At 66.9% G+C, this 21,657-nt stretch carries 22 protein-coding genes; 9 read left to right on the forward strand and 13 right to left on the reverse strand.

Annotated features, from left to right (window positions below; translation table 11 throughout):
- The first annotated feature begins 6 nt into the window (after positions 1-6).
- From KBY96_RS11145 to KBY96_RS11155, 3 genes are all read left to right on the forward strand, one after another.
- Entirely contained in the window at positions 7-843 is an 837-nt protein-coding gene (locus KBY96_RS11145) for an MBL fold metallo-hydrolase (RefSeq protein ID WP_254979457.1), read from the forward strand.
- 341 nt (positions 844-1,184) lie between these two features.
- Positions 1,185-1,526 carry a metalloregulator ArsR/SmtB family transcription factor gene (locus tag KBY96_RS11150; protein WP_254979458.1) on the forward strand — a complete coding sequence of 114 codons (342 nt, stop codon included), beginning with the start codon at positions 1,185-1,187 and terminating at the stop codon, positions 1,524-1,526.
- Positions 1,519-2,400, forward strand: a complete 882-nt coding sequence (locus KBY96_RS11155; protein ID WP_254979459.1) for a cation diffusion facilitator family transporter — start codon at positions 1,519-1,521, stop codon at positions 2,398-2,400. The genes KBY96_RS11150 and KBY96_RS11155 overlap by 8 nt, the downstream gene beginning before the upstream one ends.
- On the opposite strand, the gene arsB is transcribed toward KBY96_RS11155, so the two are convergent.
- Both arsB and KBY96_RS11165 read right to left on the reverse strand, forming a co-directional pair.
- Positions 2,379-3,404, reverse strand: a complete 1,026-nt coding sequence (gene arsB, locus KBY96_RS11160; protein ID WP_254979460.1) for an ACR3 family arsenite efflux transporter — start codon at positions 3,402-3,404, stop codon at positions 2,379-2,381. The two genes, KBY96_RS11155 and arsB, sit on opposite strands and share 22 nt — an antisense overlap.
- Before the next feature lies 1 nt (position 3,405).
- Positions 3,406-3,768 (reverse strand): ArsR/SmtB family transcription factor, encoded by a 363-nt coding sequence (locus tag KBY96_RS11165; RefSeq protein WP_396122316.1) that lies wholly within the window; start codon positions 3,766-3,768, stop codon positions 3,406-3,408.
- Positions 3,769-3,820: 52 nt separating this feature from the next.
- On the opposite strand from KBY96_RS11165, the gene KBY96_RS11170 reads away from it, so the two are divergent.
- Entirely contained in the window at positions 3,821-4,846 is a 1,026-nt protein-coding gene (locus KBY96_RS11170; protein WP_254979461.1) for an ArsJ-associated glyceraldehyde-3-phosphate dehydrogenase, read from the forward strand.
- Entirely contained in the window at positions 4,846-6,096 is a 1,251-nt protein-coding gene (gene arsJ, locus KBY96_RS11175) for an organoarsenical effux MFS transporter ArsJ (RefSeq protein WP_254979462.1), read from the forward strand. Before KBY96_RS11170 ends, arsJ begins: the two co-directional genes overlap by 1 nt.
- Here arsJ and KBY96_RS11180 read toward each other — a convergent pair.
- The 7 genes from KBY96_RS11180 to KBY96_RS11210 form a co-directional block, all read right to left on the reverse strand.
- Positions 6,093-7,145, reverse strand: coding sequence for a PstS family phosphate ABC transporter substrate-binding protein (locus KBY96_RS11180; RefSeq protein ID WP_254979463.1), 1,053 nt, complete (start codon positions 7,143-7,145; stop codon positions 6,093-6,095). The genes arsJ and KBY96_RS11180 overlap by 4 nt on opposite strands.
- Before the next feature lie 183 nt (positions 7,146-7,328).
- Positions 7,329-8,390, reverse strand: coding sequence for a phosphate ABC transporter substrate-binding protein PstS (gene pstS, locus KBY96_RS11185; protein ID WP_254979464.1), 1,062 nt, complete (start codon positions 8,388-8,390; stop codon positions 7,329-7,331).
- Positions 8,391-8,565: 175 nt separating this feature from the next.
- Positions 8,566-9,558, reverse strand: coding sequence for a phosphate ABC transporter substrate-binding protein PstS (pstS, locus tag KBY96_RS11190; protein ID WP_254979465.1), 993 nt, complete (start codon positions 9,556-9,558; stop codon positions 8,566-8,568).
- A 242-nt stretch (positions 9,559-9,800) separates the two neighbouring features.
- On the reverse strand, positions 9,801-11,288 hold the full coding sequence (locus tag KBY96_RS11195; protein WP_254979466.1) for an iron uptake porin: 1,488 nt from the start codon (positions 11,286-11,288) through the stop codon (positions 9,801-9,803).
- Positions 11,289-11,424: 136 nt separating this feature from the next.
- On the reverse strand, positions 11,425-12,384 hold the full coding sequence (locus KBY96_RS11200) for a CHAD domain-containing protein (RefSeq protein WP_254979467.1): 960 nt from the start codon (positions 12,382-12,384) through the stop codon (positions 11,425-11,427).
- A gap of 51 nt (positions 12,385-12,435) precedes the next feature.
- Positions 12,436-13,536 (reverse strand): magnesium/cobalt transporter CorA, encoded by a 1,101-nt coding sequence (gene corA / locus KBY96_RS11205; RefSeq protein WP_254979468.1) that lies wholly within the window; start codon positions 13,534-13,536, stop codon positions 12,436-12,438.
- Entirely contained in the window at positions 13,509-13,643 is a 135-nt protein-coding gene (locus KBY96_RS11210) for a hypothetical protein (protein WP_254979469.1), read from the reverse strand. Before KBY96_RS11210 ends, corA begins: the two co-directional genes overlap by 28 nt.
- A gap of 173 nt (positions 13,644-13,816) precedes the next feature.
- Here KBY96_RS11210 and KBY96_RS11215 point away from each other — a divergent pair, with 173 nt between their 5' ends.
- Positions 13,817-14,095, forward strand: coding sequence for a hypothetical protein (locus tag KBY96_RS11215; protein WP_315859493.1), 279 nt, complete (start codon positions 13,817-13,819; stop codon positions 14,093-14,095).
- A gap of 21 nt (positions 14,096-14,116) precedes the next feature.
- On the opposite strand, the gene KBY96_RS11220 is transcribed toward KBY96_RS11215, so the two are convergent.
- The 3 genes from KBY96_RS11220 to speD all read right to left on the reverse strand — a co-directional run bounded on the left by KBY96_RS11220 (position 14,117) and on the right by speD (position 18,162).
- Positions 14,117-15,703 (reverse strand): Na/Pi cotransporter family protein, encoded by a 1,587-nt coding sequence (locus KBY96_RS11220; RefSeq protein ID WP_254979470.1) that lies wholly within the window; start codon positions 15,701-15,703, stop codon positions 14,117-14,119.
- A 36-nt stretch (positions 15,704-15,739) separates the two neighbouring features.
- The gene (locus tag KBY96_RS11225) at positions 15,740-17,602 is read right to left on the reverse strand and encodes a pyruvate kinase (protein ID WP_254979472.1); all 1,863 of its coding nucleotides are present in this window, start codon (positions 17,600-17,602) and stop codon (positions 15,740-15,742) included.
- A gap of 89 nt (positions 17,603-17,691) precedes the next feature.
- Complete coding sequence (speD, locus tag KBY96_RS11230; protein WP_254979474.1) at positions 17,692-18,162, reverse strand: adenosylmethionine decarboxylase; 471 nt, start codon at positions 18,160-18,162, stop codon at positions 17,692-17,694.
- 160 nt (positions 18,163-18,322) lie between these two features.
- Here speD and KBY96_RS11235 point away from each other — a divergent pair, with 160 nt between their 5' ends.
- The 3 genes from KBY96_RS11235 to KBY96_RS11245 are packed head-to-tail and all read left to right on the forward strand — an operon-like array spanning position 18,323 to position 20,312.
- Positions 18,323-19,417 (forward strand): acetate/propionate family kinase, encoded by a 1,095-nt coding sequence (locus KBY96_RS11235; protein WP_254979475.1) that lies wholly within the window; start codon positions 18,323-18,325, stop codon positions 19,415-19,417.
- A gap of 51 nt (positions 19,418-19,468) precedes the next feature.
- Positions 19,469-19,864: a Crp/Fnr family transcriptional regulator gene (locus tag KBY96_RS11240; protein WP_254979476.1), complete on the forward strand. Its 396-nt coding sequence runs from the start codon at positions 19,469-19,471 to the stop codon at positions 19,862-19,864.
- A 43-nt stretch (positions 19,865-19,907) separates the two neighbouring features.
- Positions 19,908-20,312, forward strand: coding sequence for a tellurite resistance TerB family protein (locus KBY96_RS11245; protein ID WP_254979477.1), 405 nt, complete (start codon positions 19,908-19,910; stop codon positions 20,310-20,312).
- A 10-nt stretch (positions 20,313-20,322) separates the two neighbouring features.
- Here KBY96_RS11245 and KBY96_RS11250 read toward each other — a convergent pair whose 3' ends face one another.
- Positions 20,323-21,537 (reverse strand): FAD/NAD(P)-binding oxidoreductase, encoded by a 1,215-nt coding sequence (locus KBY96_RS11250; RefSeq protein WP_254979478.1) that lies wholly within the window; start codon positions 21,535-21,537, stop codon positions 20,323-20,325.
- Between the last annotated feature and the right edge of the window lie 120 nt (positions 21,538-21,657).

Genomic DNA, 21,657 nt, shown 5'->3' on the forward strand with positions numbered 1-21,657 from the left:
GCGGCCATGGAGGTGAAGTTCTATGGGGTTCGAGGATCGATCTCCGTATCGGGCATCAAGTATAGCGAATTTGGCGGAAATACCACCTGTCTAATGATCATTGCCCCGGGAACGCAGCGGATTGGAGTGATCGATGCTGGAACAGGTATTCGTCAGCTTGGGGCTGATTTCCTGGCCAAGGGGAGCGATCAGAAAGACATCTTCATTGCGTTCACTCATTTCCATTGGGATCATATCCAGGGATTTCCGTTCTTTGCTCCCGCATATGACCCCGACATGACTATTAACTTGCTAGCAAAAGGAGGAGATAGAAGACTAAAGTGCTTGCAGGATATATTCGCAACCCAGATGCAGGAAACCTATTTCCCCGTTGCCATGGGTGAGATGGGCGCTCGATTCGAGTTTCTCCTGATCGAAAATTCCACTCAGACCTTTATCCCTCCAGACCAAGTGCCTGTGCATGTGACGGCCGTCAGGCATAACCATCCAGGTGGCGCCTACAGCTATCGCTATGAACGAGCGGGGCGATCTCTGGTTTTTTCAACTGACATTGAGCATGGCGAGAGCATTGACGAAAACATTGTGAGCCTTGCGCAAGGGGCTGACCTGCTCATCCATGACGGCCAGTATTCCAACGAGCAACTTGCGACGAAGAAGGGTTGGGGTCACAGCAGCTACGAGCAGGCGGCCGAAGTGGCCATCAGGGCCAACGTTAAGCAGCTGATCGTTACACATCATGATCCAGATCATGATGACGAGTATCTCAGGGGCGCTGAGCAGCGTTGTCGCGACATTTTTCCTGACACCACCTTCGCGCGCGAGGGGCTGCTCGTGTCCACCTGAAATTCCAGGCGGCGCTGGTGTTGTTCGCCCGGGGGGCAGCTGAATCCGGCGGTGGCGAAGTTGCCGTAGATCAGGCCGGAGAGGGTGGCCATCACCGAGCGGATCACCAGCAGGTTGGGCAGGGAGAGGGCGGGGCCCGCCAGCAGCGGGGACAGGGCCGGGGTTTTCATCATCCCCCCCCCCCCGTCGATCTCCATCGTGTCGGGGATGTCTCTCACCTCGGCGCTCGGGGCGGTGCGGGGGATTCGGGCAGCTGGGCCGGGTGAGTGATTCGATAGTGATCAACGAAGTGGCCTGGCCCACCTCTTTGACGATTGTCAAGGTGGTGCCAGGATGGCCTCATGGTGTCCACCGAGTTCCTTCCCGGTCTGGCTTCCCCGGTGCTGGGCCGCTCTGTTCCCATGGACCCAGACGCCGCCCACGGGCTGGCCCTGCGGCTCAAGGCCCTGGCCGATCCCGTGCGGCTGAAGCTGCTGGATCACCTGCTGGTCTGCCCCAGCCAGGAGGACTGCACCTGCAACCTGGCGCCCCTGGTGCAGCTGTCAGAGCCCACCGTGAGCCATCACCTCAAGAAGCTTCAGCGCTGCGGGTTTCTCACCAAGGAGCGTCGGGGCATGAGCGTTTACTACCGCGTCTCGCCCCGGGCCATCGACGCCGTGGCTGGAGCGCTGCGCGTTGGCTGAGCCACGCCCCCACCCCGCCGCCTTCTGCCTGAGCGTGCTGCTCAATGGCGCCCTGGTAACCCTGCAGCTCGTGATCGGCTTCGGCTTCGGATCTCTGGCCCTGTTCGGCGATGCCCTGCACAACCTGGGCGATGTGGCCGGCCTGCTGCTGGCCTGGGGTGCCGAGGGGCTGGCCCGGCGGCCCCCCAGCCGGCGCTTCACCTACGGCTTCGGCCGCAGCACCCAGTTCGCCGCCCTGGCCAACGCCGCCCTGGTGATGGGGGCCGGCGCAATCGTGGTGCTGGAGGGCGTTCAACGCCTGGGGCGGCCCGTGGCCCTGGGCACCACCCCGGTGGCCCTGGCCGCCCTGGCCGGGCTGGTGGTGAACCTGGGCTCGGCCCGCCTGTTCGGTGGGGGCCATCACCACGACCTCAATCGCCGCGCGGCGGTGATGCATCTGCTCAGCGATGCGGCCCTCTCCGCCACCGTGCTGCTGAGCACCCTCCTGATCGCCATCACCGGCTGGACCCCCCTCGACGCGATCGTGGCCATCGGCGTGGGCGGCCTGGTGGTGCTGAGCGGCTTGCGGGTGCTGCGCGAAGCGGTGGCGGGCTCCCTCGATGCGGTGCCCAGCACGGTGGATCTCGAGGCCGTGGAACGCTCTCTGCGGGCGATCGAGGGGGTGTGCGACGTCCATCACCTGCATGTGTGGAGTGTGAGCACTTCTCGGGTGGCCCTCACCGCCCACCTCTGCCGCGATCCGGCGGCGGTGAACGACGCCCACCTGCTGCGCCAGGCCCAGCAGCAGCTGCGGGATCTGGGGGTGGATCACGCCACTCTGCAGCTGGAGCCGGCCACGGGGATCGGCTGCGATCAGCCCGTGGTTCCCCGGTAGGGAAACAGCCAGCGGCTGCGGTTGGCCACGGCCACCAGAGCCAGCATCACCGGCACCTCCACCAGCACCCCCACCACCGTGGCCAGGGCGGCGCCGGAGCGCACGCCGAACAGGCTGATGGCCACCGCCACGGCCAGCTCGAAGAAGTTGGAGGCGCCGATCAGGGCACCGGGGGCGGCCACGTCGTGCTGCTGGTGGCAGGCGCGCATGCCCAGGGCGGTGAGCAGGAAGATCAGCACCGTCTGCAGGATCAGCGGGATCGCCACCAGCACGATCAGGGCAGGGTTCTCGGCGATCCGGCCGGCCTGGAAGCCGAACAGCAGCACCACCGTGCCCAGCAGACCCACAATCGTCCAGGGCTTGAGCACCCGCTCCAGGTGCTCGATCGCCCGCTCGCTGGCCAGAAAGCGGCGGGTGAGCCAGCCCGCGACCAGGGGGATTACCACGAACAGCCCAACCGAGAGCTGCAGGGTGTCCCAGGGCACCACCACCTGGCTCACCCCCAGCAGCAGGGCGGCGATGGGGGCAAAGGCCACCACCATGATCAGATTATTCACCGCCACCTGCACCAGGGTGTAGGTGGCATTGCCGCGGCAGAGCTGGCTCCACACAAACACCATGGCCGTGCAGGGGGCTACCCCCAGCAGGATCATGCCGGCGATCAGCTCGTCGCCCAGTTCGGCGGGGATCCAGGCGCCGTAGAGGCCGCGGATGAACCACCAGGCCAGCAGGGCCATGGTGAAGGGCTTCACCAGCCAGTTCATCCCCACCGTCACCAGCAGCGGCTGGGGATTGCGGCGGATGCGGCGCACGGCGCCGAAGTCAACCGCCAGCATCATCGGGTAGATCATCAACCAGATCAGCACCGCGATCACCAGGTTGATCTGGGCGATCTGGATCCCACCCAGCACGGTGAACAGACCCGGGAAGGACTGGCCCATGGCGATGCCGGCGGCGATCGCCAACGCCACCCAGAGACTCAGAAAGCGTTCAAAAATTCCCATCTCAGTCGCAGCAGGGGGTGGCGGGAGCGGTGCACTGGCGGGCCAGGGCCGCCAACCAGCTCTGCAGGGCCTCGAGGGCTTCTGGCCGCAGGCTGTAGTACACCCAGCGGCCGCTCTGGCGATCGCTCAGCAGCCCGGCATCGCGCAGCACCCGCAGGTGAAACGACAGCCGCGACTGGGCCAGGCCCAGCTCACCGGTGAGATCGCACACGCAGCGCTCGCCGCCGGCCAGGGCCTCGAGCACCTGCAGCCGGCAGGGATCGGCGAGGGCCTTGAGCATCGGCCGCGCCTGCTCGGTGCCCAGGGCGGGAGCAGTGCCCAGGGCGGTGGCGGCTGCTGCCGGGGCATCTCTTAACCCGTTCATAAAACCCATCAAGCACAGTTGATGTGAGAGTACCGCCAATCGCTCTTGGGTTGTGCGCATCGGCATCAACGGCTTCGGCCGCATCGGCCGCCTGGTGTTCCGGGCTCTGTGGGACCGCCCCGGCATCGAGCTGGTGCACGTGAACGACTGCGGCGGTGATGCCGCCACCGCGGCCCACCTGCTGGAGTTCGACTCGGTGCACGGCCGCTGGCAGCGCCCGGTGACGGCCCAGTCCGCCGGCTTCGCCGTGGAGGGCACCGACGTGGGCTACTCCCAGCTCAGCCATCCGGCGGTGGTGCCCTGGAAGGACGCCGGCGTGCAGCTGGTGCTGGAGTGCAGCGGCAAGGTGAAGACACCCGACGCCCTCGCCGCCTACTTCTACGAGGGCGACATCAACAGGGTGATCGTGGCCTGCCCGGTGAAGGGGGATCTCGACGGCGTGGAGATCCCCAACATCGTGTATGGCATCAACCTTGACGCCTACAAGCCAGAGCGGCATCGCCTGCTCACCGCCGCCTCCTGCACCACCAACTGCCTGGCGCCGGTGGTGAAGGTGGTGCACGAGAGCTTCGGCATCCGCCACGGCTCGATCACCACCCTGCACGATGTCACCAACACCCAGGTGGTGATCGACAGTTTCAAGAGCGATCTGCGCCGCGCCCGCTCCTGCCTGCAGAACCTGATCCCCACCACCACCGGCTCGGCGAAGGCGATCGGCCTGATCTTTCCCGATCTGCAGGGTCGCCTCAACGGCCACGCCATTCGCGTGCCGCTGCTCAATGCCTCGATCACCGATGCGGTGTTCGAACTGGAGCGCAGTGTGAACGCCGAGGAGGTGAACGCCGCCTTCGAGGCCGCCGCCAATGGCCCCCTGCAGGGCATCCTCGGCTACGAAACCCGGCCGCTGGTGTCGAGCGATTTCCTCAACGACAGCCGCAGCTCGATCGTGGATGCCCTCTCCACCTTGGTGGTGAACGGCACCCAGCTCAAGGTGTTCGCCTGGTACGACAACGAGTGGGGCTACAGCTGCCGCATGGCCGATCTGGCCTGCCACGTGATCAGCCAGGAGGCCCGCTGATGCGCACGCTCACACCGGTTCAGCAGTACAGCATCATCACGGCCAACAACTGGGCGTTCACCATCACCGATGGGGCCCTGCGCATGCTGGTGGTGTTCCACTTTCTGCAGCTGGGGTTCACCACACTGGAGGTGGCCTTCCTGTTTATCTTTTACGAATTTTTCGGCATTCTCACCAATCTGTATGGCGGCTGGCTTGGGGCCCGTTTCGGCCTCAAACTCACACTCTGGATCGGCACGCTGCTGCAGATCGTGGCCCTGTTGCTGCTGGTGCCGGTGGCGGACACCTGGCCCAGGCTGCTCTCGGTGGTCTGGGTGATGGCGGCCCAGGCCCTCAGCGGCATCGCCAAGGATCTCGAGAAGATGAGCGCCAAGAGCGCCATTCGCGTGGTGGTGCCCGAAACACCCGACGATCACAGCCGCGGCGAGGGGCAACTGTTTCGCTGGGTGGCCATCCTCACCGGCGCCAAAAACGCCCTCAAGGGCCTGGGCTTTTTTGTGGGCGGTGTTCTGCTCACCACCGTGGGCTTCAACGCGGGCGTGGTGGTGCTGGCTGGCTGGCTGGCGGTGGCCTTTCTGGTCACCCTGCTGCTGCCGCGAGACATCGGCAAGATGAAGAGCAAACCCGCCTTCAAGTCCCTGCTGTCCAAGAGCGAGGGCATCAATGTGCTGTCGCTGGCCCGTTTCTTCCTGTTTGGCGCCCGCGATGTGTGGTTCGTGGTGGCCCTGCCGGTGTTTCTGCAGGCGAGCCTCGGCTGGGACTTCTGGAAGGTGGGCGGTTTCATGGGCCTGTGGGTGATCGGCTACGGGATCATCCAGGGTTCAGCCCCGAGCCTGCGCCGGGCCTGGGGCAGCGATCGGCCGCCCGGTCCGCCGGCCGTGCAGTTCTGGGCGGCCGTGCTCACGGCGATTCCGGCGCTGATCGCCATCAGCCTGTGGCGTGAGGCGGGCAACCCCGGCATCGCCGTGGTGGTGGGGCTGATGGTGTTCGGGGTGGTGTTTGCCATGAATTCCTCGATTCACAGCTACATGATTCTCGCCTACACCGAAGCCGACGATGTGAGCCTGAATGTGGGGTTCTACTACATGGCCAATGCCGCCGGCCGTCTGTTGGGCACCCTGCTGTCCGGGGCTCTGTTCCTGGTGGGCGGGCTGCAGGCCTGTCTTTGGGCCTCCTGTCTTCTGGTGATCCTGGCCTTCCTCGCCGGCAGGCGGCTGCCCACGCCACCGCGGCAGCTGCAGCCGGCTTAGCGATAGCCCTCTTTGCGGGTTTCATCGAAGCTCTTGCGCAGGGCTTCACCGATGGTGAGGCCGATCGGCAGATCACCGCCGAAGGAGGTGCCGAGGATGTGGCGGTAGAGCTTGGTTTCCACCAGCCGGTAGGTGTCCGCCGGCAGGGGGATGTAGCCGGCCTCCTCCACAAAGCGCAGACCATTGCCCACGGTGAAGCCCACGAAGCTGCGAATGGTGTCGTCTTCCCGCATCTGCTTGTCGTTCACATACATGAACAGGGGCCGCGACAGGGGTTTGTAGCTGCCGTCCTGGGCTGATTCCACCGAAGGGGCCACGGCGATGCCGTCGGCGCCGGCGATCGCCAGGGCATTGAGCCGATCCTGATTGGCCTGGTAGTAGGCAAAGCCGAAATAGCCCATGGCATTGGGGTCACTGCCCACACACTCCACGATCACGTTGTCGTCTTCGCTGCCCTCGAAATCGCTGCGGGAGTTGGCCTTGTCGCCATTGATGGCTTCGTTGAAGTAGTCGAAGGTGCCGGAATCGGTACCGGGGCCGCAGAGGCGCAGGGGCCGATCGGGCCAGTCGATGTTGATCTGCTGCCAATTCTTGATCTTGCCCTCGGCCTCCTTCGACCAGGTGCGCGAGAGTTCCTTGGTGGTGATGGCGGAAGCCCAGTCGTTGTTGCCGTTCACCACCACGGTGAGGGCATCGAAGGCCAGGGGCAGTTCGATGAAGGTGATGCCCTTGTCGGCGCAGGCCTTGAGCTCGGCGCTGCTGATCGGCCGGGAGGCGTTGGCGATCGGGATGGCGCCCTGGCAGAACTCGCGCATGCCGCCCGTGGTTCCCACCTCGGAGAGCTTCACACGCACGTCTCGGCCGCGTTCGGTTTTGGCAAAGCCCTCGATGGCCTTCTCGATCACCGGGAACACCGTGCTGGAGCCGCTGATGGTGAGGCTGGCGCTACCGCCTGAATCGGTGCTGTCGGCAACGCGATCGCCACAGCCGCTCAGCAGGGCCAGGGAGGCGGTGAGCAGGAGGGCGGAACACTGGCGGTGGCGAGCCATGGGGGAAAGATCACGCGAACCAAGCCTGATTGATCAAGGTTTTTTGTTGGTTAAGGGCAGGCCATGGTTGACCGTTTGCAAGGAATAAAAAAAGGGGCTGCTGGCAGCCCCTTGGATCTTGCGTTTGGATCTGGCGTTCAGTGTGCAGCCAGCTGGCTGTGGCCCCAGCCAGCGGCCAGCCGCTTACTCCTTGATCTTCTCGATCTCGGCCAGGGCACGCTTGCGCAGATCACCCGTGATCGGCACGTAGCCCAGCTCAGCGGCGGTGGCCTGGGGACCATCCTGCAGGGCCCAGGTGAGGAAGGTGCGCACGGCCTCGGCTGTCTCGGCGCCCTGGCCACTCTTGTAGCCCAGGATCCAGGTGAAGGCCACGATCGGGAAGCTTTCCGCCCCGGCGGGGTTGCAGTCTTCACCACCCAGGCGCTCGTCGAGCACCACCTCGTTGAGGGCGGCGGCGCCGCTCTTCTCATCGGCCATCACGAAGTTGCCGTCCTTGTTCTGGAGAGCGGCCGCCTTGATGTTGCCCCTCACGTAGGCCTGGTTCACATAGCCGATGGCACCGGGGGTGTTTCCGATCACGCCGGCCACGCCCTCGTTGCCCTTGCCGCCCACGCCCACGGGCCAGTTCACGGCCTTGCCCACGCCCACCTTGTCCTTCCACTCCTCGGAGAAGCAGGCCAGGGAGTTGGTGAAGGCGAAGGTGGTACCGGAGCCATCACTGCGGTGGGCCACGGTGATCGGGCTGTCTGGACAGCCCAGGGCGCTCCAGTTGTTGATCTTGCCCAGGAAGATGTCAGCCACTTGCTCCTGGGTGAGCTTGAGGTCGGGGCAGTCGGGGTTGTTGTAGGCCACCGGGACGGTGCCGCCCAGCATCGGGATCTGCACGGCGCCGCGTTCGCCAGCTGCACCTGAGCTGAAATCTTCGTCGCTGAGTTCTTCGTCGGTGGCGCCGAAGTCCACCGAGCCGGCCAGGAACTGGCGCACACCGGCGCCGGAGCCCACCGACTGGTAGTTCATCTGGTTGCCGGTTTCAGCGGAGTAGTCGGCGCCCCAGCGCTGGTAGGCCGCTGCGGGGAAGGTGGCACCCGCGCCACTGATGGTGGGCAGGGATTTGATCTCACCGCCGCCACCGCCACAGGCTGTGGCCAGAAGGGAGAGCGACACCACGCCGCCCGTGATGGCGAGGGAGGAGCGGCGAACGCGCCGGGGCTGCTTCGGCTTGGCGGAGAAGCGGATGGGTTGCATGAACTCTGGGTTGTCTGACCGCGGCCTATGTCTACTGGATGAAGGCGACGAGAGCCTTAAGAGCCGTTTATGGCCAGGTTAAGTTGGGCTCTATTTGCTCAGATCAGAACAGAGAAAAGAGGTGCCATGGGGCACCTCTCTGCGACAGGGCTGTGGGTTGGTGAGGGAGCCTGGATTACGAGCCGATGCGTTCAACCGCCTTCTTGGCTTGGTTGAGGATGTTGCCCTGAAGGGGCACGTAACCGAGGCTTGCGGCCTGGTTCTGAGCCGCGGGGCTCAGCAGGTGATTCATCGCTGTGCGCATTGAGTTGGTCTTGGCGCCGTTGCCGCTTCGGTAGGCCAGAATCCAGGTGAGGGTGGAGATGGGATAGCTGTTGGCACCTGCGGGGTTTGGGTCCTCACCCGCCAGGTTGGCATTAAGCTTGATGTTGTTCAGGGCTGCCGCACCGCTTTCCTTGGTGGGCATCACAAACTTGCCGGCTTTGTTCTGTAGGGCGGCGGCTTTGATCTTGCCCTTCACGTAGGCCTGGTTCAGATAGCCGATGGAACCCGGTGTGTTCTGGATTACGCCTGCCACGCCCTCGTTGCCCTTGCCGCCCACGCCCACGGGCCATTTCACTGCCTTGCCTTCACCCACCCTGCTCTTCCATTCGGGTGAGAAGGCGCTCAGAGAATTGGTGAAGGCGAAGGTGGTGCCGGACCCGTCGGAGCGGTGGGCCACTGTGATCTTCCCCTTGCCGCATTTGAGCTGCTCCCAGGTGGTGATCTTGCCCAGGAAGATATCCACAGCCTGCTTCTGGGTGAGGTTGAGCTTGGCGCAGTCGGATTTGTTGAAAGCGATGGCGATGGTGCCTCCCACGGCCGGGAACTGCACCACCCCGCGCTTCACCTTGGCGGCCTCGGCGGCCTTGATCGGCTCATCGGTGGCGCCAAAATCCACACTGCCGCCCACAAACTGGCGCACACCAGCACCGGAGCCCACCGATTGGTAGTTCACCCGCACCTTGCTGGCCACGCCGGCGAAGGCGCGCTGATAGAAGGGGGCAGGAAATGTGGCGCCGGCACCGCTGATCGTTGCCTGTGCCAGCAGGGGAGTGGCGGCGGCGGCAACCAGGGCCACAGCTGTGATGGTGCCGGCGGCGGTGGTGGCCTTCCTGGCGAAGGTCATGATTAGAGCAAGAATTACCTTGCTTTTTATAGCAGCGGCAAGGTTAAGCAATCACCATCTCCTCATTAACATCCGGTGCTTTCCTGATTAAGACTCTGCGCCTTTGGGCTGTTTTCTGACTGCTGACCTGTGGCGATGCTCTGGTGTACAGGTGGCGGCCATGAAAAAGGCCCTCCATGAGGAGGGCCCAGGATGAGGCGAGATGTGTGAGGTGTGGGGTGCTGCAGCGACGCAGCGGCAGATCAGAACTTGAAGGTGGTCTGGATCACGCCGCCCCAGGTGTCGTTGCCACGGTTGTTGCGGTAGTCGCTGGCGTAGAACAGCGCCGGGGTGATCGAGATGTTGTCGGTGACCTGGAACTTGTAGAAGAGCTCGTACAGCCAGGACTCGGTTTCGCCACTGCTGGTGAAGGGCGGCATGCCGACGGCGAAGCCAGCGGTGCTGCCCTCCAGGAACACGTCGCTCCACTGCAGGCCAGCCATCCAGGACTGGGAATCGCGGAAGCCGCCGTCACCCCAGTTGTATCCGTAGCCGGCACTGATCGAAGGCACCCAGCCCGCATCGATCGGCTGCCAGTAGGCACCGAAGGCAATGCTGTTCGTGTCGCCGCCGCTACCCACCGTGCGGGGGCTGAAGTTGGGAACCCGGATGTTGGAACCCTCGGAGCCGTAGCGATAGGCCACGGCCGCACCCCAGTTCTTGGACTTCACACCCAGCTGGGTGAGGAAGTTGATGCCACTTTCTTCCGTGAAGGCGCCCACGCTGGAGTCGTCGTAGCCGTTCTCGGAGACGTAGTTGGCATCAAAGGTGACGTAGGGGTTGCCCTTCTCCACCTGCTGCCTCCAGCTGACGCCGAAACCGGCGCCGGTGCCCTTGTTGTAGGTACCGGAGGCACCGGCGAGCTGGAAGAAGTCGAGGATGCTCGAGTTGTAGGCGGAGGGGATGAAGCTGAGCATCTCGGTGTTGCGCACCAGGGCGCCCACCGTGACCCTGAAGCTCTCGCCCACCGGGAAGCGGTAGAAGAGGCGATCGATCTCGACGCTGTCGTCGGTGCTTTCAGCTTTGTCGAGCTTGAAGATCTGGGAGCTGCTGCCGAAGGGCAGGGAGCTGAAGTTGCCGGAGCGCAGGCGGGTGCGCAGCAGGTCCTTGCCGGTGAAGCTGGTGTCGAAGCTGAGGCGCAGGTCGTAGTTGAACGTGACTTCGTTCGGTTTCGCCGCGCGGGTGCCGTCGGAGTTGCGCAGCGGGCTTTCGAAGTCGGGGGTGCCGCCCAGGATGAAGCTGGCCTCACCGCGCAGCTTGGTGGTGGTGGAGAACTGGTTGGCCTCCAGCTCCCCCACCTTGGCCTCGAGGCCATCGACGCGGCCCTTGAGGATGGCGAGTTCCCGCTCGAACTCGGCCATCAGGCGCTTGAGCTCGTCGGTCACCTCGGTGACGCGATCGAGGCAGGCATTCAGGAGAGCAGCGGCCTCGAAGCGGGTCATGGCCCGCTGGCCCTTGAAGGTGCCGTCGGGGTAGCCGGCCACGCAGCCGTAGCGCTCGATCAGGTTGGCGAGCGCCTGGTAGGCCCAGTCCGTGGGCTGGACGTCGGGGAACTGGGAGATGCTGGTGACCTGTTCGTCACTGGCGTATTGGTTGACGCCATCCAGGTTGATCTCAGCAGCGCTGGCGGCCATGGGGGCCAGCAGACCGAGCGCTGCAGGAGCAACCAGGAGTTGCTTAAGAAGTTTCATCGGGTCCTCACACCGATAGGGAAGAACGTCCAATGGACGTCGCGCCGCAACGTATCGGCCTTTGCCTGAGATGGGGAGTGGCCAGATCACTGGGTGCTGTCGTCCAGAACACATCGGTGCCAGGGGGTGGCGTGCATCAGCCCAGGCGGCCGGCCAGGTTGATCAGGCCTGCCCGGATCTGCCCCAGGCCGGATCGCTCCTGGCCTTCGGCGAGCCAGAGCAGGGGGCGCCGCCGGCGCTGCGGCGCCGCCAGCAGGGTGGCTGCCAGATCCCGCCACTGCCGCCAGCACTGCAGGTGGTGCTGCTCCATCAGCCAGTCGAGCTGGGGCACGGTGCGCTCGATGCCATCGCGCAGTTGCTCGTCGATGGCTTTGCGCAGCACCTCCAGGTCGTTGAGCTCAGCCAGCAGATCCCGGCCCCTCCGCAGCTGCTGGCGCCAGCGTTGGCGGGCGCTGGCGCCTGCCAGGGGCAGGTTGTCGAGCCGGTCGCCATGGTCCTCGAGGCAGACCCCCAGATCCCGCAGGCCGGCCAGCTCCTCCCTGCGCTCAGCCACCCACCAGCCGCGGTGCAGCAGCAGCGGTGCGGGGTCGGCCTCCCACTCCAGCAGCCAGGCCTGCAGGGGCTCCTCCCCCAGGGCCGTGTAGCGGGGGTCCCGCAGCCAGCCCTGCAGCCGGGCAAGCTGCTCGAGATGGCCACCACTGCGCAGTGCCTCCCCGAGATGGTCGTGGGCCAGCTGCCGTTCGCGCTTCAGCTGTCGCAGCACCGGCTTGAGCCGGCGCACCTCCCGCTCCGGTGCCTGGGGCAGGAAGGCGACATCGAGGCGCTCCCGCAGGCGATCGAGATCCCGGACCATCGCCAGTCGCCGCTGGGTTTTGGCGAGTCGTTTGGCGTTCACGCCCTCGGGTAGATCCAGGGCCGGCTCGAACTGCAGCAGGCTGTGGAGCAGCTGGCGCAGGTGGTCATCCATCTGGCGCAGGGGTTCTGGATCCCGGTTCTCCAGCACTGCCGCCTGGAGCTCCACCAGCCCCCGGCAGTGCTGGGCGATCAGGCCATGGGCGTGATCGCCGTTGAGGATCGGCATGGCTGCGGCTGCCATCACTCCACTCTCCCGGCCCCAGAGCCCCTCAACGGTTAAGGGAAGGTTGTCTCAGCGGGGGGTCGTCCAGTCCTGGAACCAGCCGCGACGCTGCAGCAGCCACACCTGCAGGGTCGCCACCAGCGCCATCAGCAGCAGCGCATAGGCATAGCCGTGGCGCCAGTGCAGTTCGGGCATGTGCTCGAAATTCATGCCGTAGATGCCGCCGATCACGGTGAGTGGAGCGAAGATGCTGGTGATGATCGTGAGCGTCTTCATCACCTGGTTCATGCGGTTGCTCACGGTGGCGGCATAGGCCTGGGAGATGCCATCGCACTGGTGGCGCAGCAGCTCGCAGTTCTCGAACAGCAACTCCACCTGCTCGGCCATGTCGGTGAAGCCGGCGAGAGCCTCCGGGCCGAGGAGCTGCTGCCGCTGGCGCAGCAGCTTTCTGATCTGGTGGCGCAGCGGCCAGATCTGATGGCGGATCCGGCGCACGTTGCTGCGGTGTTGGAAGGCCATGGTCAGCAGCCTGGGTTTGGCCCGTCTCAGTGCCGCCTCCTCCAGCTCATCGAGCCGGTTGGCCATCTGCTCGAGGATCGGAAACAGGCCATCGAGCACGTCATCGATCAGGTAGTGCAGGATGTCGTCGAGATCGCGCTGGTCCACCGCGCTGGCGTTGGAGCGCAACCAGGCGGTGATCTCGGCAAACGAGTCCCCCTTGTTGGCCTCCTCGAAGCTCACCAGCAGGTTGGGCATCAGCAGCAGGCCCACCTGGGAACTGATCAGGTGGGCCGGATCGCGGGCCGTGGCCAGGCGATGCAACACCACCAGGAGGGCGTGATCGAGACTGTCTACCCGTGGCCGCTGGGGCACCTCCAGCAGGGGTGGCAGCAGCAGGGGCGGAATTCCCAGCCCCTCGAGCTGGGTGGAGATCTGATCCGGGTGGGACAAGCCCACCACCCGCAGCCAGATCGGCGCCCCGAGAGCCTTCAGCCGTTGCAGGTCGCGGGCTGTGGCCACCGTGCACAGCTCGGCCCCGTTGGGGCCAAACACCATGGCGCTGAGGCGGCTGGGTTGGTGACCGCCATGCACATAGAGCTCGGTGGGCAGGCTGGCCGGCCGTTCCTCGAGGCGGCGGGAGGTCAGGGCACCAGGGGTCGGACGCAGCACGGGGCCTCAGGGACGATCCAGCGGTCGAGCACCTGGGCGCCGCCCAGAAGGGAGGCCTGCAGCAGCAGGCAAACCATCACGTCGGACACCAGGCTCGAAGAGATCATGCCGCTCGCGTGCGCCATCGGCATCCTCGGGGCAGGGGCCCGGCCCGTCGGTGCCGCAGGCCACAACGGCCGCCCTGAGGTGTGCGGTGTGGCGGCGTGCAAGCCAGCTTCGCAGCTACTTTGAAATGAACGTCCAACTTCGGCGCAGGGCTTCCACCTGCAGCACCCCGCCCTTGAGCTCTTCCCCCTACAGGTCATCCTCCGGTGACCGTCGCCCCGACGAAGCGCCCAGCGTGCGCGCGCCCCTGGAGGCCCATTCCTCCTACCGGGCTCAGGATTGGTCGCCCCAGCGGGTGACGTTTCACCAAAACCTGGAAACCTTCGCCGACCGCGTGGGGCTGCTGGTGGGCCTGCAGAGCAACGGCAAGCTCAGCCAGGAGGAGGCCTACGACGAGATCCGGCGCATGTGGAAGCAGCTCAAGGACAGCAAGGGCTCGCTGCTGAAGGATTGAGGGAGGGTTCCGGGGGTTGCTTCACTCCTGCTGGCCCAGGTGACTGCTGATGCGCTCCAGGTGCTCGCTCACCCGGCGCAGCCAGCGCATCGCCTCCAGGCGCGCAGTGCCGCCGTCCACATCCAGATCCCCGGCCGCCACCCGCGCCAGCACTTCGTCGCGGTAGGGATCCAGGCGCTGGGCAAACCGGCGGGCGCAGCCCTGGGTGGCGGCGGCTGAGAGTTGCCACTGGCGCTCCAGGGTGAGGGGGATCAGGCGTTCCACCAGGTGCTGCAGGGCCTGGCGCTCGTCGGCCAGGGAGGCACTGCCCACCACGGTGCGCAACCGTTCCGGTTCCTCCTCGCAGCGTTCATGCAGCCGCTGCAGGTGATCGAGGCCATGGAGCAGATGCACGAGCTGCCGGCCCAGGGGCTCGCTGAGGCCGCCGAGGTGTATCTGGTCGAGATAGAGCTCCAGCCGGTCGAGGTCGGCCTGCAGCACGTGCAGTGTCCGGGGCTGGCGGCGGCTGGATCGCTCCGCCAGTGCGCCACGCAGCAGGTTGAGCAGGGTCACGAAGGTCTGGTTGATCGCCGCCTCGGCCTGGCTGACGGCCGTATCCGCGTCCTCGGGCGGCGTGTCCGCGAGGGCATCCACCGTGCGGTCTCCGTCGGCGGGCAGCAGCCGGCGGATCAGGTTGGCGAAGGGCAGGGTGAATGGCAGCACCAGCAGCACACCGGTGACGTTGAAGCCGGTGTGAAACAGGGTGAGCGCGAATTCGGGATCATGGCGGCCCAGGGCCGGCCACCACTGCTCAAGGGCCCCCAGGTAGAGGGGCAGCACGGTGAAGGCCAGGCCGGCGGTGAGCAGGTTGAACACCACATGGCCCGCGGCGGTGCGCCGGGCGCTGAGGCTGCCCCCCAGGGCCGCCAGGATTGCGGTGATCGTGGTGCCCACATCCATGCCGATCACCAGGGCCAGGCCCTGGGGCAGGGCGATGGCGCCGGCGCCCAGGGCCGCCAGGGTGGTGGCCACCCCCGCCCCCGACGACTGGGTGATCACCGTGGTGAGCAGGCCGAGCAGCACCAGCTGCAGCCGGCCGATCAGGGTGCCGGCATCGAAGCGGCTGGGATCGAGCAAGAGACCCTGGCCGGCCATGGCCTGCTGCAGGGCCGCGATGCCGGTGAACAGCAGGGCGAATCCCGCCAGCGCGATTCCCAGCTGCGCCTGCCGGCCGCGGCCCAGCAGGCGCAGGGCGGCCCCCACCAGCAGCAACGGCAGCATCAGCTGGCTGAGGTTGAGCTTGATGCCCAGCAGGGCCACCAGCCAGCCCAGCCCGGTGCTGCCGATGTTGGCCCCGAAGATGATTCCCAGGGAGGCCTGGAAGCTCAGCAGGCCGGCACTCACGAACCCCACCGTGGCCACCGTGGTGGCCGACGACGACTGCAACAGGGCCGTGGTCAGGGCACCGCTGAAGGCGCCGCTCCAGGGCGAGCGGGTGAACCGCAGCAGCCCCTGGCGCAGCCGGCCGCCGGCGAGGCTGCGCAGCCCCTCGGTCATCAGCGCCATCCCGAGCAGGAACAGACCCAGACCGCCGGCGGCATTGAGCAGGACACCACCGGCTGAGGTCATCGCGCGGGCTGCTGCGGACCCGGCCAGCCTGCCTGGTCAGGGTTGGCCGCTGCCCACGCACGTTCTCTGGAAGCTCTGGCAGCACACCAGCCGGTCGCGGTGGCTGGGGTGCTCCGGCTGTCCGCTGAGGCTGCCGGCCGCGATCTGCCGCAGGGCGCGCACGGTGGCGGTGATGTTCGGCCCCTTGTTGAGCATCAGGGCATCGGCCCGCGCCCCCAGGGCCGCGTCGCTGATCTCCGCCCGGGTGGGGGTGCCATGGCGGGCCATCTCCTCCAGCACCTGGGTGGCCCAGATGCAGGGCACATGGGCGGCGGCGCAGAGGCGCAGGATCTCCTCCTGAATGGCGGCGAGGGCTTCCCAGCCGCATTCCACCGCCAGATCGCCGCGGGCGATCATCACCCCCAGCGGCTGGGGCCGGCGCATGGCCGTGAGCAGCAGGCGGGGCAGATTGGCAAAGGCCTGGTGAGTTTCGATCTTCAGCACCACCCCCATCCGGCTGGCCCCCAGCTGCTCCAGTTCGCGCTGCAGGGCCTCCACATCGGTGCCCTGGCTCACGAACGAGTAATTGACGATGTGGGCGTGGGTCGTGGCGAAGGCCAGATCCTGCCTGTCCTTGGCGGTGAGTGCCGGCAGCTGCAGGTCGCTGTCGGGGAAGTTGATGCCCTTGTCGGCCCGCAGGCGGGTGCCGCGGGGTTTGCTCTCGTTGATCTCGATGGTCACCGCCTGCGCGTTCACCTGGCGGATCACGCCGCCGAGCTTGCCGTCGTCGAACACCACCCGCTGCCCAGGCTGGAGCGCAACGAAAACCTCCGGCAGGGTGCAACTGATGGTTCGCCGGCTGCGGCTGCTCGGCACGCTCTCCGCAGCGGCGGTGAGTTCGAGGGTGTCACCCACCCGCAGGAGCAGCTCTCCGGGGCAGGGGGGCAGGGCAGCCACCTCCAGCTCGGCGCCGCCCCCTTCGCGGCGGAAGCGCAGTCCGCCGGTGAACCGGCAGTGCTGCCGGCAGCCCAGCAGCAGGCCGTCGGCGCGGTGCTCCACCACCGTGAGTTCCCGCACGCGGCCGGACGCATCGCGGCCGCTGAAGCGGTCGCCGGGGGCCAGGGATTGGGCCACCCCTGCCTCGGGCAGCTTCACCACCGGCAGGGGGGTGATGTCGGCCTCCGGCACAGCCGGCTCCCGGCCCGGGGTCATCGCCAGGATCAGGGCCGGTTGCAGCAGGCGGCCGTAGCGATCCCGGCGGGGCCGGGCATCCACCACCCCGGGCTCCTCCGGCAGCGGGCCGGTGCGCAGCTTGGGTCCGCCCAGATCCATGCTCACCCGGCAGGAGCGCCCAGAGGTGCTGGCGGCCGTGTGCACGGCCGCCACCAGCGCCTGCCACACCGGGATGCTGTCGTGGGCGCAGTTGATCCGGGCGATGCCCATGCCTGCCTCCACCAGCTCCTGGATCAGGCCGGAGTGGTGGGCGGCCTCAGCGGGCAAGGTGACCATGATCGCGTTGCCCTGGCCCGTGGGCTCCTCGCCGAACAGCTGCTCGCAGTGCTGTTGGAGCAATTCCACGGCCAGGCCATGGCTGGGCGAGGCGGCTGCGACTGGCGGCTGATCCCCAGCTGCCAGCTGGGAGAGCACCGCGTTCAGGCTGGCCAGCAGGTGACCATCACAGCCCTCCAGGGAACTCAGGCCCCGTTCGCGCAGCTGGCGCTGCAGGCCGGGATGGTCGTGGCGGTGGAAGGCGATGAAGTGCAGCAGATTGCGCGCGCTCTCGCGGTATTGCGGCTGCACCGCGGTGAGCCAGTCGCCGCAGTCGGCTTCAAAGGCCAGCAGGTAGACCCGCAGGGCCTGCAGCTGTTGGATCAGTTCGGTATCGGGGAGGGGCGGCGCGGCGAGGGGACTGGTGTTCAAAGCTCAGGCACCACCGACGCGCTCTGTACCCATCGTGGTCAGCAGCTCGCTGCCACGACGGTGTTCCAGAGCACGTGGTGCCGTTGGCCTCAGGCCGCCAGGGGTGGGGCGGACAGGCACGTCGCCGGTGTGCGTTCGGCGCCGGCGATGGCGCTGGGGGTTTCGCGGCGGAAGCTGGTGAGCCGGTGGCGGCCGGCCCCGAGTTCAGCGGCGAGCACGGCGCATGCGCGCTCGGGCATGGTGTGATCGCCACAGGTGAACACATCCACGGCGGCATAGCCCGACTCGGGCCAGGTGTGGATGGAGATGTGGGATTCGGCCAGCAGGGCTAGCCCGGTGACGCCCTGGGGCTGGAAGCGGTGGGTGATGAGGTTGAGCAGGGTGGCACCGGCCTGATGGGCGGCGGCGGTGATGGTGTCCCTGAGGAAAGCCTGGTTGTCGAGCCGACCCGGATCGCAGTCGTAGAGCTCGAGGATGCAGTGTTTGCCAACCGTGTCGCAGCTGGGGGGCGCTGCGGTCCATCCAGGGTTGGGGTGCAGGGATTGCAGGGTTGGGGTCATTGACCGGCCATGGGCACAATCCAGCAATGTAGGGCCACTGCTCCCGGGGGCCATGCCGGTGCTCCTGGACACGCCTGCGGTTTGCATCCGCCCACCCGATGGCCTCAACCCCGGCGCCGGCGCTTAGGTCATCGCAGAGCACCGCCCCATCCCGGACGCCATGGCCACCCCGTCGCCCTCAGTGCTGGTGCTCAACAGCGGCAGCTCCAGCCTCAAGGCGTCCCTGCGCGACGGGGCGGGGGGGCGCCTATGGCAGGAGCAGCGGGCCTGGGACGGCGGCGACGGCAGCCGGGCCATGGAGTCGCTGCTGGAGGACTGGCTGGCACCGGTGATCGCGGCCGCCGATCCCGCCCCCACCCTGGTGGCTCACCGCATCGTCCATGGCGGTGCCAGCTTCACGCGCCCCACCCGGCTGAGCCCGGCGGTGCTGCGGGAGCTGGAGGCCCTGGTGCCCCTGGCGCCGCTGCACAACGGCCCGGCCCTGCAGGCGATCGCCTGGCTGCAGCAGTGGCTGGCGGCCCATCCGCTGGCGGATGAGGCCGCCATTCCCCAGTGGGCCTGCTTCGACACCGGCTTTCATGCCAGTTTGTCCCCCGCGGCCTTCACCTATGCCCTCCCCGCTGCCTGGCGCGACCAGGGCCTGCGCCGCTTCGGCTTCCACGGCCTCAACCACCAGCACGTGGCCGAAACCGTGGCCCGGCTCCACCCCGGGGCCCGGCGGGTGATCAGCTGCCACCTGGGGGCCGGCTGCTCGCTTGCTGCCATCGCCATCGCTGCCGATGGCACCGCCCGCAGCATCGACACCACCATGGGTTTCACGCCCCTGGAGGGACTGGTGATGGCCAGCCGCAGCGGCAGCGTGGACCCGGGACTGCTGCTGCAGTTGCTGCGCCAGGGGATCAGCGCCGAGGAGCTCGACCACGGCCTCAACCACGCCAGCGGCCTCAGGGGGCTCTCGGAGCTCAGCGGCGACATGCGCGAGTTGCGGACCGCGGCGGATCAGGGCCACGCTGGTGCCCTGCTGGCCATTGCCGTGTTCCGGCACCGGCTGCTGCAGGGCATCGGCGCCATGGCCGCCAGCCTCGGTGGTGTGACTGTGATCGCCCTCACTGGCGGCATCGGCGAGCACGACGACGCCCTGCTGGAGGAGCTGCGGGAGCGGCTCGACTGGCTGCAGCCCCTGGTGCTGCTGCGGGTGGCGGCCGATGAGGAGGGACTGATGGCCCGGCAGTGCCTGGCGGCCATGGCGTCTTGATGTTGCCTTAACCCGGGTTGGTCAAGCTGGGGGCGTTCCCTTCAGTGTTTTATGTCGGCTCCCACGGCTGATGAGCAGCTCCTCCACAGCATGCAGATGCTGAGCCGCAACGGCTCCATCCTCGAGCTCGAGCCCGGTGCGGTGATCTTCCGGGCCGGTGAGCCGGGCGACTGCCTGTATGGGGTGCTGGAGGGCAGCGTGCGGCTCACCTGGGGCGATGGCTCGGAAGCGGAGTGTCTCGGGACGGGCCGCTGCTTCGGCCAGGGCGCCCTGGTGCAGCCCGACCACCGGCGCTATGGCACCGCCACCGCCACCGAGCCCACCAAGCTGATCGTGATGCAGCGCGAGGGCATGCTGTTCGCCATCGAGCAGCTGCCCATGTTCGCTCTGCAGCTGCTGGAGTCCACCGAACGGCGGCTGCAGCACCTGCGGGCGCTCGCGGCCTGAGCGGGGCTGCCGGGGACCCATGCCTCTCCTTTGACACGCCCCCATGAATCAGGCCGAGGCCTTTGCCGCCATCACCGTTGCCGCCGTGGCGGCGGACCACTCCTTCGTGGGCGATGAGGCCAAGCTGATCCGCGAGCAGCTTCTGCAGCGCGCTCCCTACCGCACCATGCCGCTTCCCAGCTTCGGGGAGCTGTTCTCCGGCCTGCTGCTGCGGCTGCGTGACATCGGCTGGCAGGCCCTGGTGCGGGAGGCGGCACCGCAGTTGCAACCTGATCAGCGCGAAACCGCCTTTGCCCTGGCCGCCCAGTTGGTTCACTGTGACCGTGAGGTGAGCGCAGAGGAGGAGGCCTTCCTCGAGCAGGTGGCCCACCTGCTCGAACTGGCGCCCCAGCGCAGCCACCAGATCCTGGAGGTGTGTGCCTTGCTCAACGCCGACTGCCTGGCCTGATGTCAGCGCCTCACTTGACGCCGGGCATGAAGCGGCGCTCATGCTGGGCGCCGGTGAGCATGCGGTTCCAGTAGAGCGCCGGCAGGATCTTGCGCTTCACGAACCACATGCTCCAGCGCTCCTTGGTGGGATCGAGCGGGAACGACGGCGCCGGCTCCTGTTTGTAGTTGAACTCGGCCATGATCGTTTTGCCGTAGCCGGTGATCAGCGGGCAGCAGCTGTAGCCGTCGTAGGCCGCCTCCAGGGGCCGGCCGTCGAGCAGGGCCAGGAGGTTGGCCACCAGCACCGGCGCCTGGCCGCGCACGGCGGCGGCGGTTTTGGAGTTGGGCATGCCGCTCACATCGCCGAGGGAGAACACGTTGGCGAAGCGGACGTGCTGGAGGGAGAACTGATCCACCTCCACGAAGCCGGCGCCATTGGCCAGGGGGCTTTCGGCCACCACATCGGGTGCCGCCATCGGCGGGGTGACGTGCAGGAGGTTGTAGGGAATCACCTCCTCACGGCTGCTCTCCCCCTCCGTCACCTTGAACACTGCTTCTTTTTTGTCCGCGCGCACGGCGGTGAGCACATGGTTGTAGCGGGCGTCGATGCCCTTGCGCTTCACCACCTCCCGCAGGGGCGCGGCATAGACGGGAACCCCGAAGATGCCCGGCGTGGCGGTGGCGTAGATCACGTTGGCCTGGAGTTTCTTCTTCTTGAAGACGTCGTCGGCCAGGTAGGCGATCTTCTGGGGCGCACCGGGGCACTTGATCGGCATCGGCGCGCAGGTGAACACCGCGTTACCGCCCTTGAAGGCCTGGATCGCCTCCCAGGTGTAGGCCGTGAACTCCTTGCTGTAGTTGCTGCACACGCCGCCCTTGCCCAGGGCCTCGCTCAGCCCCTCGATGCGATCCCAGCAGAGCTTCATGCCAGTGGCCACGATCAGCAGGTCGTAGCTGACCGTGGCTCCGGTGGTCGTGGTGACGCGGTTGTGCTCCGGGTCAAAGCTGGAGGCCCCTGCCTGGATCCAGTGCACGCCGGAGGGGATCAGGTCGCGTTCGGCGCGGTGGGTGTCCTCGAGGCTGAACACGCCACCACCCACCAGTGTCCAGCCCGGCTGGTAGTAGTGATCGTGGGCAGGCTCCAGGATCGCCACATCGAGGGCCGTGCGCGCCCGCTTGAGCTGCGCTGCCACGGTGATGCCCGCGGCCCCGCCGCCGACGATCAGGATCTGGTGGTGGGCCATGGAGGCAGGGCAGCCGTGATTGCCCGTCCATTCCATCAGCCGCAGCTGCGGATGTCAGTGGATCGGGCCGTGGCGTGACGGGATTGTTGGAATCGGCGGCTGCCGGCCGGTTCAACGGGC

The organism is Cyanobium sp. ATX 6A2 (assembly GCF_024346355.1).
Taxonomy (GTDB): Bacteria; Cyanobacteriota; Cyanobacteriia; order PCC-6307; family Cyanobiaceae; genus NIES-981.

What these genes read in the sequence shown, in the direction of transcription:
- KBY96_RS11145 (WP_254979457.1), top strand. Translation starts at nt 7, where the DNA reads ATGGAGGTGAAGTTCTATGGGGTTCGAGGATCGATCTCCGTATCGGGC.
- KBY96_RS11150 (WP_254979458.1), top strand. Translation starts at nt 1,185, where the DNA reads ATGGTGTCCACCGAGTTCCTTCCCGGTCTGGCTTCCCCGGTGCTGGGC.
- arsB (WP_254979460.1), bottom strand. Translation starts at nt 3,404, where the DNA reads ATGGGAATTTTTGAACGCTTTCTGAGTCTCTGGGTGGCGTTGGCGATC.
- KBY96_RS11165 (WP_396122316.1), bottom strand. Translation starts at nt 3,768, where the DNA reads ATGAACGGGTTAAGAGATGCCCCGGCAGCAGCCGCCACCGCCCTGGGC.
- arsJ (WP_254979462.1), top strand. Translation starts at nt 4,846, where the DNA reads ATGCGCACGCTCACACCGGTTCAGCAGTACAGCATCATCACGGCCAAC.
- KBY96_RS11180 (WP_254979463.1), bottom strand. Translation starts at nt 7,145, where the DNA reads ATGGCTCGCCACCGCCAGTGTTCCGCCCTCCTGCTCACCGCCTCCCTG.
- pstS (WP_254979464.1), bottom strand. Translation starts at nt 8,390, where the DNA reads ATGCAACCCATCCGCTTCTCCGCCAAGCCGAAGCAGCCCCGGCGCGTT.
- pstS (WP_254979465.1), bottom strand. Translation starts at nt 9,558, where the DNA reads ATGACCTTCGCCAGGAAGGCCACCACCGCCGCCGGCACCATCACAGCT.
- KBY96_RS11195 (WP_254979466.1), bottom strand. Translation starts at nt 11,288, where the DNA reads ATGAAACTTCTTAAGCAACTCCTGGTTGCTCCTGCAGCGCTCGGTCTG.
- KBY96_RS11200 (WP_254979467.1), bottom strand. Translation starts at nt 12,384, where the DNA reads ATGGCAGCCGCAGCCATGCCGATCCTCAACGGCGATCACGCCCATGGC.
- KBY96_RS11210 (WP_254979469.1), bottom strand. Translation starts at nt 13,643, where the DNA reads ATGATCTCTTCGAGCCTGGTGTCCGACGTGATGGTTTGCCTGCTGCTG.
- KBY96_RS11220 (WP_254979470.1), bottom strand. Translation starts at nt 15,703, where the DNA reads ATGACCTCAGCCGGTGGTGTCCTGCTCAATGCCGCCGGCGGTCTGGGT.
- speD (WP_254979474.1), bottom strand. Translation starts at nt 18,162, where the DNA reads ATGACCCCAACCCTGCAATCCCTGCACCCCAACCCTGGATGGACCGCA.
- KBY96_RS11235 (WP_254979475.1), top strand. Translation starts at nt 18,323, where the DNA reads ATGGCCACCCCGTCGCCCTCAGTGCTGGTGCTCAACAGCGGCAGCTCC.
- KBY96_RS11240 (WP_254979476.1), top strand. Translation starts at nt 19,469, where the DNA reads ATGTCGGCTCCCACGGCTGATGAGCAGCTCCTCCACAGCATGCAGATG.
- KBY96_RS11245 (WP_254979477.1), top strand. Translation starts at nt 19,908, where the DNA reads ATGAATCAGGCCGAGGCCTTTGCCGCCATCACCGTTGCCGCCGTGGCG.
- KBY96_RS11250 (WP_254979478.1), bottom strand. Translation starts at nt 21,537, where the DNA reads ATGGCCCACCACCAGATCCTGATCGTCGGCGGCGGGGCCGCGGGCATC.